Origin of the sequence: Rhizobium sp. LjRoot254 (genome assembly GCF_964254105.1) — a bacterium.
GTDB lineage: Bacteria > Pseudomonadota > Alphaproteobacteria > Rhizobiales > Rhizobiaceae > Rhizobium_E.
In genome coordinates this window covers 150594-169976 of the sequence record NZ_CAXUSM020000001.1, presented here as the reverse complement: position 1 = coordinate 169976, position 19383 = coordinate 150594, and the positions used below count along the sequence as shown (strand labels likewise).

The 19383-nt window shown below is 60.3% G+C and carries 18 protein-coding genes; 10 read left to right on the top strand and 8 right to left on the bottom strand.

The window, feature by feature from the left end; translation table 11 throughout:
- Positions 1-517: 517 nt before the first annotated feature.
- The 6 genes from ACSQ26_RS00850 to ACSQ26_RS00825 form a co-directional block, all read right to left on the bottom strand.
- On the bottom strand, positions 518-1150 hold the full coding sequence (locus tag ACSQ26_RS00850) for a tyrosine-type recombinase/integrase (RefSeq protein ID WP_436005359.1): 633 nt from the start codon (positions 1148-1150) through the stop codon (positions 518-520).
- Between the two features lie 327 nt (positions 1151-1477).
- The gene (locus ACSQ26_RS00845; RefSeq protein ID WP_436005357.1) at positions 1478-2680 is read right to left on the bottom strand and encodes a calcium-binding protein; all 1203 of its coding nucleotides are present in this window, start codon (positions 2678-2680) and stop codon (positions 1478-1480) included.
- Between the two features lie 319 nt (positions 2681-2999).
- Positions 3000-3482 carry a DUF302 domain-containing protein gene (locus ACSQ26_RS00840; RefSeq protein ID WP_436005355.1) on the bottom strand — a complete coding sequence of 161 codons (483 nt, stop codon included), beginning with the start codon at positions 3480-3482 and terminating at the stop codon, positions 3000-3002.
- Between the two features lie 99 nt (positions 3483-3581).
- The gene (locus ACSQ26_RS00835; RefSeq protein ID WP_436005353.1) at positions 3582-4799 is read right to left on the bottom strand and encodes an MFS transporter; all 1218 of its coding nucleotides are present in this window, start codon (positions 4797-4799) and stop codon (positions 3582-3584) included.
- An 88-nt stretch (positions 4800-4887) separates the two neighbouring features.
- A complete protein-coding gene (locus ACSQ26_RS00830; RefSeq protein WP_436005351.1) occupies positions 4888-5379 on the bottom strand; it encodes a cupin domain-containing protein in 492 nt (163 codons plus the stop codon).
- 192 nt (positions 5380-5571) lie between these two features.
- Entirely contained in the window at positions 5572-6468 is an 897-nt protein-coding gene (locus ACSQ26_RS00825; protein WP_436005349.1) for a LysR family transcriptional regulator, read from the bottom strand.
- 179 nt (positions 6469-6647) lie between these two features.
- Here ACSQ26_RS00825 and ACSQ26_RS00820 point away from each other — a divergent pair, with 179 nt between their 5' ends.
- The 9 genes from ACSQ26_RS00820 to ACSQ26_RS00780 all read left to right on the top strand — a co-directional run bounded on the left by ACSQ26_RS00820 (position 6648) and on the right by ACSQ26_RS00780 (position 14977).
- Entirely contained in the window at positions 6648-7478 is an 831-nt protein-coding gene (locus ACSQ26_RS00820) for a 3-hydroxybutyrate dehydrogenase (protein ID WP_436005347.1), read from the top strand.
- Between the two features lie 35 nt (positions 7479-7513).
- Entirely contained in the window at positions 7514-8593 is a 1080-nt protein-coding gene (locus ACSQ26_RS00815; protein WP_436005345.1) for a patatin-like phospholipase family protein, read from the top strand.
- 229 nt (positions 8594-8822) lie between these two features.
- Positions 8823-9092 carry a BufA1 family periplasmic bufferin-type metallophore gene (locus ACSQ26_RS00810; protein WP_436005343.1) on the top strand — a complete coding sequence of 90 codons (270 nt, stop codon included), beginning with the start codon at positions 8823-8825 and terminating at the stop codon, positions 9090-9092.
- Positions 9093-9133: 41 nt separating this feature from the next.
- Complete coding sequence (gene bufB / locus ACSQ26_RS00805; RefSeq protein WP_436005341.1) at positions 9134-10159, top strand: MNIO family bufferin maturase; 1026 nt, start codon at positions 9134-9136, stop codon at positions 10157-10159.
- Positions 10149-10931 carry an HvfC/BufC family peptide modification chaperone gene (locus ACSQ26_RS00800; protein ID WP_436005339.1) on the top strand — a complete coding sequence of 261 codons (783 nt, stop codon included), beginning with the start codon at positions 10149-10151 and terminating at the stop codon, positions 10929-10931. The genes bufB and ACSQ26_RS00800 overlap by 11 nt, the downstream gene beginning before the upstream one ends.
- Positions 10932-10945: 14 nt before the next feature.
- Complete coding sequence (locus tag ACSQ26_RS00795) at positions 10946-11419, top strand: DoxX family protein (RefSeq protein WP_436005337.1); 474 nt, start codon at positions 10946-10948, stop codon at positions 11417-11419.
- Positions 11420-11422: 3 nt separating this feature from the next.
- Positions 11423-12739: an NAD(P)/FAD-dependent oxidoreductase gene (locus ACSQ26_RS00790; protein WP_436005335.1), complete on the top strand. Its 1317-nt coding sequence runs from the start codon at positions 11423-11425 to the stop codon at positions 12737-12739.
- On the top strand, positions 12729-14591 hold the full coding sequence (locus ACSQ26_RS00785) for an adenylate/guanylate cyclase domain-containing protein (RefSeq protein ID WP_436005333.1): 1863 nt from the start codon (positions 12729-12731) through the stop codon (positions 14589-14591). The genes ACSQ26_RS00790 and ACSQ26_RS00785 overlap by 11 nt, the downstream gene beginning before the upstream one ends.
- A gap of 11 nt (positions 14592-14602) precedes the next feature.
- Positions 14603-14977, top strand: coding sequence for a DUF3307 domain-containing protein (locus ACSQ26_RS00780; RefSeq protein ID WP_436005331.1), 375 nt, complete (start codon positions 14603-14605; stop codon positions 14975-14977).
- 299 nt (positions 14978-15276) lie between these two features.
- On the opposite strand, the gene ACSQ26_RS00775 is transcribed toward ACSQ26_RS00780, so the two are convergent.
- Together ACSQ26_RS00775 and ACSQ26_RS00770 are read right to left on the bottom strand one after the other, a co-directional pair.
- Positions 15277-17040 carry an adenylate/guanylate cyclase domain-containing protein gene (locus ACSQ26_RS00775; RefSeq protein WP_436005329.1) on the bottom strand — a complete coding sequence of 588 codons (1764 nt, stop codon included), beginning with the start codon at positions 17038-17040 and terminating at the stop codon, positions 15277-15279.
- A 129-nt stretch (positions 17041-17169) separates the two neighbouring features.
- Positions 17170-18066, bottom strand: coding sequence for a LysR family transcriptional regulator (locus tag ACSQ26_RS00770; protein ID WP_436005327.1), 897 nt, complete (start codon positions 18064-18066; stop codon positions 17170-17172).
- Positions 18067-18184: 118 nt separating this feature from the next.
- On the opposite strand from ACSQ26_RS00770, the gene ACSQ26_RS00765 reads away from it, so the two are divergent.
- The gene (locus tag ACSQ26_RS00765) at positions 18185-18946 is read left to right on the top strand and encodes an SDR family NAD(P)-dependent oxidoreductase (RefSeq protein WP_436005325.1); all 762 of its coding nucleotides are present in this window, start codon (positions 18185-18187) and stop codon (positions 18944-18946) included.
- Positions 18947-19383: the final 437 nt, after the last annotated feature.

The following is a 19383-nucleotide window of genomic DNA, read 5'->3' as shown; positions in this document are numbered from 1 at the left end:
ACAGCGGCGAAGCTCCGTGGGCCGCGGCAGGGTCGGGACACGGTGTTATTCTCCAGCCCATGGAGCTTCTGCGCGCTGGCATCGCATCCAGTCAGGCATACCTGTTCCACTCCTGCCGAGGTATCACATGCCCACGAGGCAATTCCGTGTCCTTCACGCTCCCGATCGGCATATCACATCAAAACTTCGCAGTTTTTTACTTTGCCGCAGCAGAATTCGGCGATCGATAGCCTGTGGGAAAGGCAGCGCATTAGCCGATGTCATGACGTTCGTGCTAACCCCGCTACGTGGTATGACAATTCGTGACGTTGTCATGACGCCGATCAATTTCGACCTCTAGGCCCTCACGGTATTGAACAAGGCCTATAACCGAAGGGGGCCACCCTGGATGTCTCCTCGCACGGGGTACGCGACGTCTGCTTTCAGGCGTGGCCGATAATGGCCTCTATGGCCGAGATGGGGGCGCATAGCCGCTCGTATCGAGACGAACGGCCCCGCTTCGCGGGGCCACATGTTCTCAAATCTCCGTATGCTCTGCCAGTTCCAGCGCATCCTCGATGTCCACGCCTAAATACCTGACCGTGTTCTCGATCTTCGTATGTCCGAGCAGGATCTGGATCGCACGGAGATTGCCAGTGGCTTTGTGCATCATCGCTGCCTTTGTGCGTCGGAGCGAGTGCGTGCCGTAGTCTTCCCGGCGTAGACCAATCGCGGTGACCCACTCATCGACCAATCTGGCATATTGGCGAGTGCTGAGATGATCGGCATGATCGATCCTACTGGGAAAGGCGAAGTCATCGATAGTGCCGCCTCTCCGTTCAAGCCACGCAAGCAAACTTGCCCTGACGTCCGCCGTGATCTCGAATTGTACAGGACGCCCGGTTTTCTGTTGGACAACCATGGCGCGGCTTCGGATCTCCTGGCCTGTGACGAGGGTTCCGATCTTGATCTTAACCCGATCGCAGCCTCGTAGCTTGCTGTCGATCGCGAGATCGAACAACGCTCGGTCTCGCATGCGCCCTTCTCTATCGAGAAGGAAACGAATTGCCCAAATCTGCCGCTGCTTTAGAGGCTTCTTTACGCCGACTTTCCGACTCGTGTTCCAAGCCGGGCGACCCAGTGCAGCAGTATCATATTGTGCGATACCCATCTGAGTTCTCCTGCGGCCACAATTGGCCGCTGTAAGAACGCGCAAATTCGGGATGGGGGCCGACGGCAGACAGTCTGCTGTTAGGACATCCACCGCGAAAGCAGACATTTAGGTACTCGGCGCCAAGGTCTGGGATTGGCCCAAGAGGTCATCTCCAGAGCTTAGGCAATATTCAAAATTTAAAAGCGATCTGGCCCTCAGCATACACCTTGGGCGGTCGCTCCGCCCGAGGTCTCGGTTTGTCATTCTCTGAACGTGGAAGTGACGGATTCGATCACCTCGGTCGCTATCTTGACGCGTCGCATCGTCTTCGAAGCGACCCCCGTGCTACACCGCAAAGAAGAAGTCGGCTGTGTCAAGGTCCGCTTCGGCAACGCCCTTCAAAGTCAGGGTATCTTTGCCCGCGGTGATGATGGCGTCGCCGTTCGCGAATTCGAGGTGATTCTGCATCAAATCATCGAAGCCTGAAATCGCTTTCCAGCCGGAGATATCGATCTTGTCAGATGCGTGCGCAAAATCCGTGATCGTGTCACGGCCGTCGCCGGTCAAGAAGTGGAAAATATCGCCGTCGCCGCCGCCGGTCAGCATGTCCGCGCCTTTGTGGCCATAGAGTTCATCCAGTCCAGACAATCCGTTGATGACATTGTTGCCAGAATTGCCATGGATGATATTTTCCAGATCGGTGCCGGTCGCGCTCGTATTCCTGGAGCCGAGAAGGAAAAGGTTTTCGACATTTTCCGAAAGCGTGTAACTCACGGTCGATCTGACGGTATCGTGAATTCCCTGATCCACCGCCTCGATGAGCTTTACCGTGGCGCTATCGGTGACCAGCGTATCGTTGCCCATTTCCCCACGCACACCGCTATCCGTATTGACAATGATACCGCGGCGATTGTCAAAGCGGTCGTCGCCACCAGCGAGTGCGATTTCGCCTTTCATCGTGCCGTCGTTGATCACGATTTCGTTGCCATCTCCGCCCGAAATAGCGTGCGTCCCACCTGTGATCCTGCCATGGTTTTCGATCCGAGCACTGGTCCCGGGAGATGTTCCAATCTGGACACCATTTTCCAGCGCGATTATCCGTGCGCCCCTGCCATTGATGAGTTCGGCATTGGCAGCACTGCTCGCTCCAAAAAAGAAAACAACGCCGTATGTTCCATTGATATCGCCTGCGTTGCGAAAAGACGCCCCGGAGTCATCCGTCAGGACAGCACCGGCAAGCTTTGCTGATATCTGGCCTCCGTTTACGACGTCGAGGTGATTGCCGGTCGCCACAATGCCGTACCCGCCCGTCAATTTGCTGGTATCGGCGAGAACGATATCGACGTCGTCGGCTTCGGTATAGAGTGCCGCCTGTTTACCGGAAGCTCTTCCGCCCAGGGCGATCCTGGTATTATCGTACTTTGCGGCAACGTGTATGCCCAACATATCGCCTGACACGGAAAACCTGTCCGTGAACCTCCAATCATCACCCGCCCGTTTGATTTCGTAGGTTTTGTGGAAGTCAGCGGTAATCGTATGCTTCGTCATGATTGGTTCCTTGCTGGAGTCGGCGCGAGAATTCGCGCCGGATGCAGGCAGGATGGCGGAGACAAGCGAGGGTTTGAAATGCCATCTGGCTTTGCATTCGATAACCACTGGGTATCGCGGAGAAGGTGCGCATCTCGGTTTGGCGATGACCTATTGAGGTTAGCTCAAGTTGACGATCCGGTACTGGCTATCGCGACTGGCTGAGATCGTAACGACAGACAACTACAGCCAAAAAGGTCGCCTGCAGAGGCGACCTTCCAGCCCGAGTTGGATCGTCATATCCGGTCGAACTCGGGGCCGCCCGAATACAGCCGCATCTTCATTGCTGGACGGATGCTGTGACGGCCTTGATGACTTCCGTCGCCATTTTTAATTGCTTCTTGCGGTTTGTGATGCCGTGGCGGCGCGCGATCCAGTCAAAATCCGTATAGGCGACACGAACTGAACCGTCTTCCGCCTGATAGACAAGCACGCGCACCGGCCAATCCAGGCCCGACGACGGGTTTGCGGTGATAAAGGTGGTGCCCAAAGCGGGATTTCCGAACAGGATCAGACGGGACGGCCGGACATTATTGCCGGCGGCAATGCCGAGTTTGGCTTGGTCGATATCATCGAACAGCATGATGCCCTTCTCGACGATGTCGGCCTTGATCCGTTTGGCGGTCTCGCTGACCGAATACCGGCTCTTGACCGTGACGACGCCGTCACGTTTTCCCGCTTGGGCGATGCTAGCGGATGCCACGCCGAGAGCAGCGGATATCAGCACGGTGAATGCAAATAATAGACTGATAAACCTGGGCATTTCTTCATTCCTTTGTTGGGTTGGAGGATACGTTTGGATTGTCGCAGTAGCTGTCCGGCATGGATAATGCCGTTCGATGTGGGTTTCGATGACTCTGGATTATCGCCGGGACGGACTGAGCGCGGAGCCGATGGGGAGAGCGATCACGATTGCCGCAAGCAGCGCCGCAACCAGCACGCCGACACAGGCCGGCCAGCCCACATGATCGTAGACCTGGCCAAGCACAAGGCTGCCCGCGAGCCCGCCGGTGTAATAGGATGCGAGGTAGATGCCGCTGGCACCCGCCTTGTCGGCGATCGCGCGTCGGCCGACCAGTCCGGTTGCGATCGCCTGAGCGAGAAATGTCCCGATCGCTACGAGCGCAAGCCCTGTAAGCACCAAAGGCAAGCTGACGCTGAGGAGTGCGGCGAGGCCGACAATGGCGAGCGCGATCGTCGAGATGATCCCGCGTTTTGCCCCAATGCGGTTTGCGAGCCTACCGGCCATCGGCGTGGTCAGCATGGACGGAAGGAAGACGAGGTAGACGAGGCCGAGCGCCATCGGTGACAGGCCGAGAGCCACGAGCTGGAAATTCACATAGGTGAAGGTGCCGATGAAGACGAAGAGGATGAGGAAACCGATCGCGAAGACGCAGCGCATTTCAGGATCGGCAAAATGATAGGTCCAGCGGCGCATGTTGAACGAGCCGTCCTCGCTAGTCTGCATCATCATCGATGTCTTTTTGAGCGTGAGCCAGACAAGGAGCGCGCCAGCGAGGTTGAGAGCTGCGAAGGTGAGGAAGTTGATCTCAAGCCCGCCGAGACTGGCTACGGCGGCAGAGAGAATGCGGCCAAAGAAATTGCTGGCGACATTGCCGGTGACATAGGCCGCCAGCGCCCCTGCTGCCTGGGCCGGTGTGAAATGCTCGGAGAGATAGGCCATGGTCAACGTAAACGCCGCCGACATGCAGAGACCCTGGACGACGCGAAGTATGGTGAAAACCCTCAAATCGTCGGTGAAGGCAAGCGCCGTCGTAGGAATCGAAAGCAACGCGAGGCTGATCCAGATGCCGTTGCGGCGATCGATTCTGCTGCCGAAAAAGGCGATACCGAGCCCCGCGACCGCCATGCCGAACGTGCTGGCATTGACGGCGAAACCCATGGCGCCACGGCTGACCTGAAACTTCTCGACCAGCGTCGGCAGGATCGCCTGTGCGGCGAAGAGATCAACCAATGTCAGGAAGGCGATCAGCGCGATGACGGCAAAGCGCCAGCCGTCGGCGGCGGCGGAGCCGAAATTCGTGCGCGGCGGATTGAGAACATGCTCGATGCCGGTCATGGCGATCGCTCCAACGTTTGGATGATGTGGTGCCGCGTCTCCGGCCGAGCGAGGCCGGAGACGCCTTTCCGTGAGCCTGGGGAGAGCCTCACATGGCTTCGTTGGCATCCATTGCCGGGGGCAGAATGTCGGCGGAGTAGAGCACGACCGGTTCGCTGCCATTATTCTTCCACCAATGCGAGAGGTGACCGGATTCGGCGGTCGCGTCGCCGGCCTTGTGCTCGATCGGCACCTTGCAGGTGCTGCTATATTCGGTGATCGAGCCGGAAATGATCACGATGTTGGCAGGGCGGGCCTCGTGCGAATGCCACGGAACGACGCCGCCGGGCTGCACGACGAGCTTGCGCAAGCGCAACGTGTTGTTCTTCCAGGCATCGCCCTTCGAACTGAGATCGATCGAGGAGATGAGCTCGTCGGTCACGTCCTTCGGCATCATTTCGCCGGGCTGCATGCCGTTTGCAGCAACCTCGTCGGCCGGGCATTCGCCGGCATAGGCATGGCCGGTCGGGATTGCGGTGAAGGAAGCGAGGGCGAGAAGGGTGGCAAGCGTCAGCCGCTTGGCATTGAGTTCGAATTTCATCAGAGTTCTCCTTGTTGGGCCCGGACGAAATGTTCGCGCCGGGCATGACAGGGAGCATGGAGAAGGTGATGACGAATGAGAAATGCCGCCTCATTCTCAATTCCATAGCCTGAGGCTATCGTGGAACGCAGGACGTGCGGAAGCGCCCGCATCGGCGGGATACGGAACGCAGTTCATTGTATCGTTATGGATTCAATGCGAACGGCTTGGCAGCGTTGCCCAACCGTAGGATTTGACAGCGCCGACGAAGGCGGAGACAGCGGGAGAGAAGCGGCGGCCAGCTACGGTGACCAGGCAGACTTCGCGGGTTACCTCCGGCTCGGCGACGGGCCGCACTTGCAGGCCAGGCACGACTGCGCTGTATTCCGGAATGAAACAGATACCGAGGCCCCCGGCGACAAGGTTCTGAATCCAGTCCTCGCGCTCGCTCGAATAGGAGACGATGGTGTTCACGCCCTGGGCGTCACAGAGATCTGTGAGATAGTCCCAATATTCGCAATTGACGCGGCGCAGGTAGATCTCTCCATCGATCGCCGCGATCGGGATGGCATCGTATTGGCTGAGGCGATGGCCGGCCGGAAAGGCCAGCATGAAACGTTCCCGAAAAAGCGGAGTCACATCAAAGCGTTCGGGAAAATTTTCTGCGCTCGACATGATCGCAATATCGAGCTCGCCCTGCTCCAGCAATCCCGACAATTTGGCCGGAATGCCCTCGACAAGCTGGAGCTGAATGCCCTTGTGGCGCATGTTGAAGTCCGTCAGTAGACCTGTGAAGCGGCGCGGTCCGATCGTGCACATGATGCCGACCTTGAGATGGGCATCGTTGAGGCAGAGAAACTTCGATGCCTCGGATTTGACGCCCAGCAACTCATCCTGCACCTGCTGGAAACGCGGCCGCAGCAGGTTGCCCAGATCGGTTATGTGCGTGAGGTTCCGTTCGCGACGAAATAATAGACCGCCGACCTCGTCTTCGAGCTGCTGGATTGCTCGGCTCAGCGCGGGCTGGGTGACATTGCAGTTCTGCGCCGCACGCGTGAAATTGCGCGTTTCGCACACGGCCAGAAAATACCGGATGTGATGGATATCCATATCCGCTCCCCGAACGATTACATAAGTGCCGATGCATCTATCCTGGCCCCGTGCGCCATCTTCTGCCAATGCCGCTGAATTATCAATTCCATTCGACAGCGGCATTTCTCTTATGATGCGGGTCGCGCCATTTTGAACGGGAAGCCACACGCAGTGGTGCCTGAAAAATGGAGAATGGGATGCTCAACCTACTGGATAGCGAAACTGAAGCCCTAGCTGGCCGCAAGATGCTTGAGGGCCGCACGGCGATCGTAACAGGCTCGACAAGCGGCATCGGTCTCGGCATTGCTCATGCTCTAGCAAGGGCGGGCGCCTCGGTCATGCTCAATGGTTTCGGTAATCCGGTCGAGATCGAGGCGTTGCGCGCCGAGATGGCCGAGGGCAACGATGTCGATGTCGCCTATGACAGCGCCGACATGTCGAAACGCGATGCCATCATGATGATGGTGGAGCGCGCTCACACCCGGTTCGGTCAGGTTGACATCATCATCAACAATGCCGGCATCCAGCATGTGTCTCCCATCGGCGAATTTCCGCCCGAGAAGTGGGATGCAATCATGGCGATCAACCTGTCGGCCGCGTTCCATCTCGTCCAGGCGACCTTTGACGGCATGTGCGAGCGCGGCTATGGCCGCATCATCAACGTCGCCTCGGCCCACGGCCTTGTCGCTTCACCCTTCAAATCGGCCTATGTGGCCGCCAAGCACGGTCTGGTGGGCTTTACGAAATCGATTGCGCTCGAAGGCGCCGAGTTCGGCGTGACGTCGAATGCGATCTGCCCCGGCTATGTCTGGACGCCGCTCGTCGAGCAGCAGATCGATGCCCAGGCGAAGTCGCACAACATCGCCCGCGATGCTGTGATCCGCGACGTATTTCTCAAGAACCAACCGACCAAGCGGTTCGCGACCGTCGAGGAAATGGGCGCGCTCAGCGTCTTCCTTTGCTGCGATCTCGCAAGTTCAATCACCGGCACCGCCATTCCGGTCGATGGCGGCTGGACGGCGCATTGAACATATCAATCAGGGCAAATCGGGGAGTGACTGACATGAACAAGCACGCAGACGTGAAGAAAATGACCGCCGACAGTGCCGTTGTCGCCTCCCGCAAGCGGGAGCCGCGAATGCTCAATCTTGCCCTCCAGGGTGGAGGTGCCCACGGCGCCTTCACATGGGGGGTGCTCGATCGGCTGCTCGACGAACCGAACCTCTCTTTCGAGGGCATCGTGGCAACCAGCGCCGGCGCCATGAATGCTTCCGTGCTGGCCTATGGCCTGGCCGAAGGTGGTCGCAGCGGGGCCCAGACCGCGCTTGCCAATTTCTGGCGGCGCGTCAGTCACGCATCGGCATCCGGACCTCTGCAGCCGACGATCTTCGACAAGTTGGCTGGATCGCGAGCGCTGGAATTTTCTCCCGCCTTCATGATGTTCGACATGGTGACGCGGCTGATGTCGCCCTACCAGTTCAATCCGTTCAACTTCAATCCACTCCGCCAGGTGCTGGAACAATCGGTCGACATGGATGCGATCCGCATGGCGCGCTGCCCGGTGAAACTCAGCATCTGCGCCACGAATGTCAGGACTGGCAAGGTCAAGGTGTTCGGCAATGACGAACTCTCGATCGACGCCATCATGGCGTCGGCCTGTCTGCCCTTCCTGTTCCAGGCTGTCGAAGTCGATGGCGAATCCTATTGGGATGGCGGCTATATGGGCAATCCGGCGATCTTCCCGCTGATCTATGGCTGCGACACGCCGGATGTGCTGGTCGTCCATATCAACCCGATCGAGCGGGCCGAAGTGCCGCGGACCGCTTCCGAGATCCTCAACCGCATCAACGAGATCAGCTTCAACTCGTCGCTGCTGCGGGAAATGCGGGCGGTGGCTTTCGTCACCGACCTGGTTGATGCCTCGCCGGAAAATTCCAGCAACCTGAAACGCGTCTTCGTTCATGGCATCTCGGACGACGAAACGATGAAGAGCCTCTCCGTATCGAGCAAGCTCAATGCCGACTGGGGTGCGCTGGTCGATCTGCGCGACCGCGGCCGGGAATGCGCGGACATGTGGCTGCTTGCCAATTACCAGGACATCGGCAAGCGATCGACCGTCGACATCCGCGAACGATATCTCTGATCTTACGAGTAGTTCCCCCGCGTAGCCGGTTTCGTCCCGCCCGTTCCCTCCCGGCACGCCATCTCGCCCCCTCCCGCCCGAGGGGGCGTTTTTTTGCCTGTTCGGCAACCCATCGCTGCGCATGGAAACCATGCCGCAACAGCATTTCAAACATCGCCGGGATTACGGGAAAGTAATTCCAGTCAAGCCGGCAAGCGGTTTGATCGAACCTCAAACAGGAGACATTTCCATGAACTCGACCAAAATCCTCATCGGCTCCGCCCTTGCTGCCATGACCTCCATGGCTGCCTCCAGCGCTTTCGCCGGCCCCGCTGCACAGCCCGAATTCTCATTCGAGAAGTGCTATGGCGTCGTCAAGGCTGGCCTCAACGATTGCCAGACGGCCACCCATTCCTGCGCCGGCACCTCGACGGCCGACAAACAGGGCGATGCCTGGATCTACGTGCCGGCCGGCACCTGCGCCAAGATTTCCGGCGGCGCGATCGAACCCAAGGCTTGAGGCCTTCAGAGCTTCATCCAACCGATATGAAGGAGTGACCGATGTCCAAGATATTTCCCAGTCTTCCAGTTCCGGATGTCGCAGGCATTGGTCTGCGCTCCCCCCATATCTCCGAAATGATCTCCCGCCGGCCTTCGGCGGGATGGCTGGAAGTCCATGCAGAAAACTACATGGGCGATTCCGCCGCCGTCGATGCTTTGGAAAAGTTGCGCGAGACCTATCCGCTGTCAGTGCACGGCGTCGGTCTCTCGCTGGGCAGCGCTTCGGGCCTGGATCGGGACCATCTGGAACGGTTGCGGAGAGTGTGCATCCGGTTCCAGCCAGGATTGGTCTCGGAACATCTGGCCTGGAGCGTTGCCGACGGCGCCTATCTCAACGATCTTCTGCCTTTGCGCTATGACGAAGAGGCGCTCGATATCGTTGCCGCCAATGTCGACCAGCTGCAGAACGCGCTGCAGCGCCGGGTCTTCATCGAGAACCTGTCAGCCTATATTGCATTCGCCAATTCCACCATGACCGAGGCGCAGTTCCTCGCCGAGCTCGTCAAGCGCACCGGTTGCGGCCTACTGCTCGATGTCAACAACGTCTATGTCTCGGCCTGCAATCTCGATTTCGACGCCAAGGAATTCATCGACGATCTTCCTCCCGAGGCTGTCGGCGAAATCCATCTCGCCGGCCACGCGGTCAACGAGGTTGAGGGCGACATCGTGCTGATCGACGATCACGGTTCGCGCGTGCCGCCAGCCGTCTGGTCGCTCTATGCGTATGTGCTGCGAAAGATCGGGCCGCGCCCGACGCTGATCGAATGGGACACCGAAGTTCCCGCACTCGATGTGCTGCTCGGCGAGGCGATGTGGGCTGACATGATGGCTGCCTCGATCGGCTTCGAAAAGCGCGCCGCGCCGCAGGCTGCTCGACCGAAAGATCGCAGCTTCGCCCGCATCGACCTGCCGTCCACCAACAATCTCGCGCACGGCGCCATGCCGGGCATATCGGCGATGACCACGATCACGCCGTCAGTCTTCGCCAGCAATTCGGTCACAAGGAGGATGCGTCATGCTGTCTGACCTGAACCTACAGAATGCTGTCGCCCGGGCGATCCTCGGCAATGGCGAATGCGAACTTGCCCGGGCATTCGAGCGGGCCGGCTTCGACTCGATGCGCCGCTTCAACATCTACCGCAACAACACACTCGCTTCACTGAGTGCGGCGCTCGTGTCCGTCTTCCCTGTCACAGTTAGCCTGATCGGGGAGCGGTATTTCCGCCATATCGCTGCAAGCTTCATCCGCGTGAGCCCGCCATCCGAGCCCCGGCTCGTGCGCTATGGCAGCGACTTTGCAGACTTCCTCGGCCGGCTCGAAGACCTCAAGGCCATGCCCTTCATCGCCGACACAGCGCGATTGGAATGGCTGATTGCCGAGGCACTCGATGCACCGGTGCTGACACAAGCCATCATGGCCGAACTCTCGAGCGGTGGCGAAGGCACGATGCCTGACCTCATCCTCCAGCCGTCGCTGCGGATGCTCTTCTGCCGCTGGCCGGCGCTCGACATCTGGTCGGCGCACCAGGCGAGCGGCGATCTTGAACGGCTCGGCGACATCGGGCGGCAACCGCAGCGGATCGCGCTGTGGCGGAACCGGGACAGCGTCCGCTTCCTCCGCCTGAACGGCGCCCATTACGCCTTCCTGCACGCGTTGAAAAGCAGTCGCGGACTCGAACACGCGGTCACGAAAGCCGCCGCGCGCGATCCGGATTTCGACCTCGTCGCGTCGCTTGGCGGCCTCTTTGCCGATGGACTCGTCACACGTGTCCGCCATCAGTCTGCAAACATCAACTGACAAGGATTGGATCGATGACCATGATGACCCCGACATCCATGCCCGCGCGAGGCGGTCTCGCCGGCCACTATTTGCAGGCACTCCAGCTTGCCTCTTCCGTGCCGCTTTCGGCAGTGCAGCTCGTCGCACGGCTCGCGGTGGCGAATGTGTTCTGGCACTCGTCGCAGAGCAAGCTCGCCTCCTGGCCGGTCACCGTGCAGTTGTTCGCCTTCGAATACCGCCTGCCGGTGCTCGATCCTGGTGTTGCGGCCGTGCTGGCGACGGCTGCCGAGCTTTCAGGTGCGATCCTGCTCTTCTTCGGGCTCTTCTCGCGGCTTGCGGCGCTTATGCTGCTCGGCGTCGTGGCAACGATCCAGATCTTCGTCTATCCCACCCATTGGGGAGAGCACCTTACCTGGGCGGTGCCGTTGCTCCTGATCTTCGCGCGCGGCGCGGGCGTCATCTCGCTCGATCATCTCGCCGGCCGCTTTTTCTCGCGGGAGCGCTGAGTCATGCGGATCGAAGCTGAAGGCGCGATGACAGGCGGTGCGCCGAACATGATCCGCCCGATACCCGGGGATGGCCGCCCGCGCGTGGTCATTCTCGGCGCCGGCTTCGGTGGTCTCGCCGCGGCTATGGGGCTGAAGGGTGCCGATGTCGACATCACCGTTATCGATCGTCGCAACTATCACCTCTTCCAGCCCCTGCTTTACCAGGTAGCCACCGCCGGTCTGTCCCCGGCACAGGTCGCCATGCCGATTCGCCGCATCCTGTCGCGCCAGAAGAATGTGACAGTGCTGATGCAAAGGGCGGAGCAGATCGACAAGGCAATGCAACTCGTTCACACCGCCGAGCGCGCCATTCCCTACGACTATTTGATTGTCGCCACCGGCGCCCGCCATGCCTATTTCGGCCACGAGGAATGGGCCGAAAGTGCGCCTGGGCTGAAGACGATCGGTGATGCCACGGAGATCCGAGCCCGTATCCTCTCTGCCTTCGAGCGCGCCGAGGTCACCGAGGATGAGAAGCGGCGCGAGGCTTTGCTGACCTTCGTTGTTGTTGGCGGCGGTCCGACCGGGGTCGAAATGGCTGGTGCGATTGCCGAACTTGCCCGCAAGGTCGTAGTCCGCGACTTCCGCCACATCGATGCCGCTTCGGCGCGGGTGGTGCTGGTCGAGGCCGGAAATCGCATCCTGCCGACCATGCCGGCCTGTCTTTCGGCCAAGGCCCAGCGACAGCTCGAGGGCCTTGGCGTCGAGGTGTTGCCGACGGCTGCCGTCACCCATTGCGATGCCGACGGCGTCCTGCTCGCCGACGACCGCCAGATCCGTTCTGCCTGTGTGCTTTGGGCAGCGGGCGTCATGGCATCGAAAGCGGCCAAATGGCTCGGCGCCGAAGCCGACCGCGCAGGCCGCACAGTGGTCGACGAACGGCTGAATATACTCGGTCATGATAACATCTTCGTCATCGGCGATACCGCCGCCGCGAAGATCAAAGACGGTTCGCCGGTTCCCGGCATCGCGCCGGCCGCCAAGCAGATGGGCGAGCACGCGGGCCGCGCAATCCGGGCGCTGATGGCAGGCAATCCGGTCGAGCCATTTCACTACCGGCACTTCGGTAATCTCGCCACGATCGGCCGCAAGGCGGCGGTCGCCGATTTCGGACGGATCAGGCTCTCCGGCTTTTCGGCCTGGCTGGTCTGGAACCTCGCCCATCTCTGGTTCCTGGTAGGCTTCCGCAATCGCCTCGTGGTTTTCATGGATTGGGGCCTGGCTTATCTCCGCTACGAGCGGAGCGCCCGCCTCATTACCGACCGCCATGAGCGCTGATTTCCTCCCCCGCGTGAAGATGGGTCGTGCGGTCACCGCGCTGCTTCTGCTGGCCGTCCTGTCGACGGCAGGACTGGTCCATCTGATCTGGCAACGCACCGCGAGTGCCAATGTCGATAATGTCGTGGCGGCGCTCGATGCGCAGAGCACCGGAGCCGTGCGCAACGAACTCGCCTCGCAACTCGCACTCGTGTCGAGCACGGCGGAAATCATCCGCTCCGTCTTCTTCCAGGGCGCCATCAAGCCCGACGACGAGGTCAAGCGCGAGTTCCTCTTCCTTTCACTGCTCCGCGAGCAGCCGGCGATCGCCTGGATCGGCTTTGGGTTTCCCGACGGGCGCTTCTTCGGCTCGCATGCCGCGCCTGATGGCCGGATCGAGATGATCGAAATCGGCAAGGCCGCGCCCGGCGAGCCTCGCGCGCTTCGCCGCGACCGCTACAAGCCGATCCCCGGCGACATTTTCTTCGAGGAGCGCGTCAAGACCGAGAGCGCCTATGTGACGGAGGGCTCGCCCTGGTATCGCAGGGGCAAGGACAGCACGGATCCGGCCTGGACCGTCGTGGACATATTGCCGAGTGGTTTCGAGCCATCGATCGTTCTCTCAAAGCGGGTCGAGGCCTTCGGCCGGCTCGAAGGCGTGGTCATGGTGGCGGTGAGCCTGCGGCAATTGTCGCTGACGCTGCAGGACCTCAACATCCCCTCCGAGAGCAAGGTCTATGTGCTCGCCAAGGACGACGTCGTGCTCGCGACCTCCGAACCGTCGGACGGCGTCATGGCCGCCCATCTCGCCGATTTCCCGAAGGCAGATGTGCTTTCCGCCGCCGTCGCATCCGCGCGCCGGGCCAATCCGCAAAGCGTCTTCCGCACGCTGCAGCAGAGTGAGGCGCTCGGGCCGGTCTTCATTTCATCCAGCGCGTTGCCCTTCGAGAATTGGCGGCTGCTAACGGCCATTCCGCGTTCCACCTTCGCCGGCGACATCGACGAGAACACCAAGCGCGTGCTCTTCATCGTCGCGGGCATTGCGCTGCTCGCCGCCGTCACAGCCATCATCTTTGCCCGGCTGCTTTTCGCGCGGCCGCTCGCCCGGCTTGCCCAACAACTGCATGCGGTCGAACGCTTTGAGCTCGATGCCGTTCGCCACACGCCGACCGTGCTGGTTGAACTCAACGACTTCTCGGTGGCGCTAAAACGGATGTCGTCGGGGCTATCGGCCTTCGCGCGTTTCATGCCGCTCGACGTCGTGAGGCCATTGGTCGATGGCGGCATCGAGCCCAAGCCCGGCGGCAAGCTCACCGATATCACGGTCCTCTTCGCCGACCTGCCGGGCTTCACGGAGATGACCGAGGAGCTCGGCGCCGGCGTCGAGCCACATCTCACCCGCTTCCTCACACTGTCCATCGCCGCGATCCACGCCGAGGGCGGCACGGTCGACAAGTTCATTGGCGATGCCGTGATGGCGATTTGGAATGCGCCGAACGACGAGCCGGACCACGCACTGCGCGCCTGCCGCGCCGCTGCCGCCATTCGCGACGCGATGCATGCCATGCCGCCACTGGCTCCCCAGCATGACGCGGTGCGTGTCAGGATCGGTATCAACAGCGGCATCGCCCTGGTGGGCAACATCGGCTCGGCCGAGCGCCTGAGCTACACGGCGATCGGTGATGCCGTAAACCTCGCAAGCCGTCTCGTCGGCGTCGCCAAGGAGAACGGCGTAGAGATCGTGCTGAGCGGCGAGACGCTCGACGGGACTTGCGGGCGAATCGATGCGCGCTCGCTAGGAGAGACGGCAGTGCGTGGCAAGTCGCAACCAGTGCCAATCTTCACCCTGGATAGAAAATTAACCCCGGCTTGAGGAGGGGCAGCATGGAGAATGCACTTTCACTCATCGGCCTGCTCACCTGGTTACAGGCCAAGCACTTCGCCGCCGACTATCTGCTGCAGCCGGGCTGGGTCCTTCGCGGCAAGGGCGATCTCCGCCATCTGGGCGGCTATGCTCATGCGGCAATCCACGCGGCGGGCACCGTTCCGGGGCTCTGGCTGTCCGGTCTGGATGCGATGACTGTGACGGTGCTGGCACTGGCGGAATTTCTGATCCACTACCTGATCGACCACTTGAAGGCGGCCCACGCGAATCTCCATCCGGCGGCGATGACGACCCGCGCCTACTGGGCTGCCCACGGAGCTGATCAACTGCTCCATCACCTGACCTACACCGGAATATTGGTTGTCGTGATGTGATGGAGTCCGCTTTTTTGGGCGCGAAGGTCCCAACTCGCCTAGCTGCTCAAATGTCTGCTTCTGGCCGGCGGCCATAACGGGTTCAATGGCCGACTTGGGGGCGCGAAGCCGTCGTACAATGACAGGATCTAAAATGTCGGCTCGCGCCAGCAGGAGCCAAGACTCCATGTCTCCAATTCGTATCTCAGCCAAACTGCGAAGTTGCGTGGCGAAGGAGGCGATGCTGCCCAACCGTTGATAACCATCGCGTGAAGAATACGCGTTATATCACCTGTTTCGCGTCCCTGAGATCGACGCCATCACCCCGGAACGCCGGCTGCCCTTAGATGGCGCGCGAGGTGTTCGACGTCTTCCGGATTCTTGTACGGGATGAAATCCGGCGACGTCCACATCGCTATCGTCGATGCCGGCTCCTTCGCGAGTAGTTCCTTGACGGTCGCCCCTGCCGATTCCATGTTGCCCAGCGCGGCATGACTGGCCGCCAGATAAACCATCGTGGCTGCAGTGATGTGATTGCGGATACCTTCAAAGGACCGGACAGCGTCTTCGTAGCGCCTTGCGGTGAAGAACACCTGGCCCAGTTGGTCGTCATAGTATTCAGGATGGTTCGGGTTGATGCGGTTTGCTTTGAGGGCGAACGGGATACCCTCATCGGCTCGGCCGACATAGGACAGGAACAGACCCATATCCGCCAATACGTCGGCGTCGTTTGGGTTGAGTTCGACGGCGCGCGTAATGCCGGAAATCGCCCGGTCGTGCCGGCCCTGCTGCATGTCGCATCCGGCGATCGCCCAATATCCCCACGCCTCGGAATCGTCCGCCGCCACCGCCGCTTCGGCGAACTGGAGCGCCGTGCGCAACGAAGCCGCAGCGTCCTCGGTCCAGCCGAAGTTGATCTTGTAGATATGGACCCAGCAGGATTTGGCGTGCGCCTTGGCGTATCGCGGGTTGGCCTTGATCGCCAAAGAGAAATGCTCTCCAGCTCGTTCGACGGATTCCTCGGTGCATTTGTTGAGTTCAACCATGCCCTGGACGAAACTGTCGAAAGCCGGGAATGACGTCGGTCCGGTTGTCGCCGCGCTTTCTGCAGCGGCCTTGCGCAGGCGTCCGCCATATGTGGTCGCCAGTGTCGCCACGATCAGTTCGGTGATGTCGTCCATAACGGCGAACAGATCGTCCGCCTTGCGGTCGTAACGCTCCGCCCAGACATGCTTTCCCGACACGCCGTCGATCAGCTGCGCATTGACACGTATCCTGTCACCCGCCTTCTGTATGCTTCCTTCGAGGACATAGTTGGCCCCGAGTTCGCGGCGGATGTCCTGGACGCGGGCCGCCCTGCCCTTGTAGGCGAAGCTCGAGTTCCGGGCGATGACCGTCAAGTCCTTGAAACGAGCGAGGTCTGTCAAAATGTTCTCCGACATCCCCTCGCCGATGAAATCATGTTCCGGCACGCCGCTCATATTGTCGAAGGGAAGAACCGCGATGGACAATCGGTTCTCCTTGCTCTCGCTCGTCGCAGCCGTTGATGCTGACATGTCTCCAGGACGCAGTCGAAACGCTCGGATCGATTTTGCGATGTTCTTGAGATCGAGGTCGCCGATCTCCTCCGCTTCGAACGCCAGTCGGCCACGCACGGCGTCGTGAACGCTCTGTGAGACGCAGAGTTCGCCCGGCCTGGCCACGCCTTCCAAGCGCGCGGCGATGTTGACATCATCGCCAAAGATGTCGTCGCCGTCGGAAATCACGTCGCCGAGATTGATGCCGATGCGGAGTTGGATGGCGGGCGCATCTGGGGCACTCTCGTTCGCCGCGGCCATTCCATTTTGGATGGCGAGCGCCGACCGCACAGCGTCGACAGCGCTCGAAAACTCCATCAACGCCCCGTCGCCGAGAAACTTAACAACTCGGCCGCCATTTTCATGGACGATGGGTTTGAGCACGGTTTCCCATCGAGCATTGACGGTCGCGACGGTGGACGCTTCGTTCTCGCCGACAAGCTTGCTGTAGCCCACGACATCGGCCACCACCACGGCCGCCAGTCGCCGCTTTGCATTCACAGCCATTCGTCAGCGCTCCCGCGTCCCGAGGCGGACAACGTACCATGCCCATTCGGATTGCGGTAGCGTGAGGCGAATTGCCCAAGCTTTCGTAATTTACAGTATGACCTCAAGTCGCCTTCGCGCTATTTGCGGTCATTCGACACCCCCATACCCCCCATCGTCGGGTTTCGGGGCGAATTCTGCGATTGCAAAAGAGATGACGCTGCGCAGGCGCGGCGTCATCCGCCTGTCACGATGATAGACAAGCCACATTGGCCGCTCGCGCAGATGCCAGTCCGGAAAAAGCCTGACCAGCAGGCCAGACTCGATATCCGCTGTCAGCAGTATGGCGGGTTGCATGATCACGCCCAATCCGGTGCGGGCTGCCATGCGAACAGCCTGACCGCTGTTGACGCTCATCGACATGCGCGGTGTAACTTCGACAGCCTCATCGTGTTTCGACAATTTCCATGGCGACTTTGCCGCAGGGGTGAACCCGACGGCTTCGTGGTTCGAAAGCTCGCTGGGATGCTGGGGCATTCCGCGGCTAGCAAGGTATTGCGGTGAAGCGCAAACGACCATCCTGTAGGGAGCAAGCTGGCGGGCGATGAGGCGGCTATCCGGAAGTTCGCCGATACGGAATGCAATATCGAATCCTTCCTCAACGATATCGACATTGCGGTCGGTCAACGTGACGTCCAGGGTCACGTCCGGTGCAATTTCACGATACCGTCCCAGGGCGGGCATCAGGGCTTCTGCCCCAAAGGTAGTCGGTGCCGTAATCCTGAGTTGGCCACGGGGGTTCGTCTGCGATGCCTCGGCCTCCTCATCCGCAACGGCCACACGCTCGAGAATGTCGCGGCACTGATCGACATAGGTCCTGCCGAAATCCGTCAAGCTCTGACGACGGGTCGTTCTGTTCAGAAGCCGTGTGCCAAGCCGCTCTTCCAGTGCCGCCACATGCTGGCCTACCATCGCGGGCGACATGCCGAGCTTGCTGGAGGCGGCACTCATTGAGCCCTCCTGAACGGTCGTCACAAAAACCTGCATGGACCGAAAAAGCCCCATTCGATAGTTTCACTTTCAGATGAATAATGTATTTTGGCAATTATCACTGTTTACCTACCGAATTACAACCGCCCTGTTGCTGTAACCAAAGGAGCACGACATGGCGCAGAACAGATTTACGGGCAAAACGGTTTTCATTACCGGGGCAGGAACGGGCATGGGGCGGGCCGCCGCACTTCGCTTGGTCGAGGAAGGTGCTCAGGTCGCTCTTATCGGACGTCGCCCGCACCCGATCAATGAATTGCGGTCGGAGGTCGAGACCGCAGGCGGCATTGCCATCGCAATTGCTTGCGACATCGCAGACAACGATGCAGTTGCAGCCGCGGTGCAGACGACCGTAGGGCAGTTCGGGAAACTGGACGCCGTTTTTGCAAACGCCGGGGTCCTGGGCGAATTTAAGCCCCTGGCGGTGACAGAAGCGGACGAGTTTGACGCGCTGATCGGGACCAACCTGCGCGGCACGCTTTTTACCATCAAGCAATGCCTGCCATTCTTAGACAACGGTAGCATCCTCATCAACGCGTCCAGGACTGCGAGTGGGGTCATGCCTGGAGCCGGGGCCTACGCCGGCACCAAGGGAGCCTTGCAGGCGATGATGCGTACGCTTGCGGTGGAGGAAGGTCCTCGGAACATCCGTGTCAATGCCATCAATCCGGGCATTATCCTGACCCCCATGGCAGACGATGTCATCGATCCCGTCTTTGCCGCGCGTTTGGCCAGCCACACGCCACTTCGCCGTAACGGTCGATCAGAAGACGTCGCGGGCACCGTTGCCTGGCTGCTTTCAGACGATGCCAGTTTCGTCACGGGCCAAGAGATCACCGTTGATGGCGGTTTCACCATCGGAGGCATCCGACCTTAGCCGGATCCGACAGCACTGATTCCGGTCCTCGCAACACGCAAACCTGAATCAAGGCCCAGGCTTCGCGTGTTGTCTTCACAAGGCTTGGGCCGATACCGGAGGAGTGATGTGCGGCAGCTTGGGGCCGAAACCTGTCAACTCCTTGGAGGGTCGCCTGCATATGTCGCCTTCCATGTCCACGCCGCGACGCCCCTGCCTTAGCCGACGCTGTCTCTCGGGTGATTTCATATCCGGTCTTGCGCGAACGGCGCCGCCCGCATCACATCCCTGGAGATAGCACCAAAATACCTCGCTCATAGCAAATGCACATAGGAGTCCACTGAGAGTCATCAGCACCTATCGGCGGCACCGGCGAACAAATCAGCGCGAAACGCCTCCAGTAGCTGTTAGCCGACCGCTGCGTTTCAGGTAGCTGGGCCTCACATGACAAGAGCGAG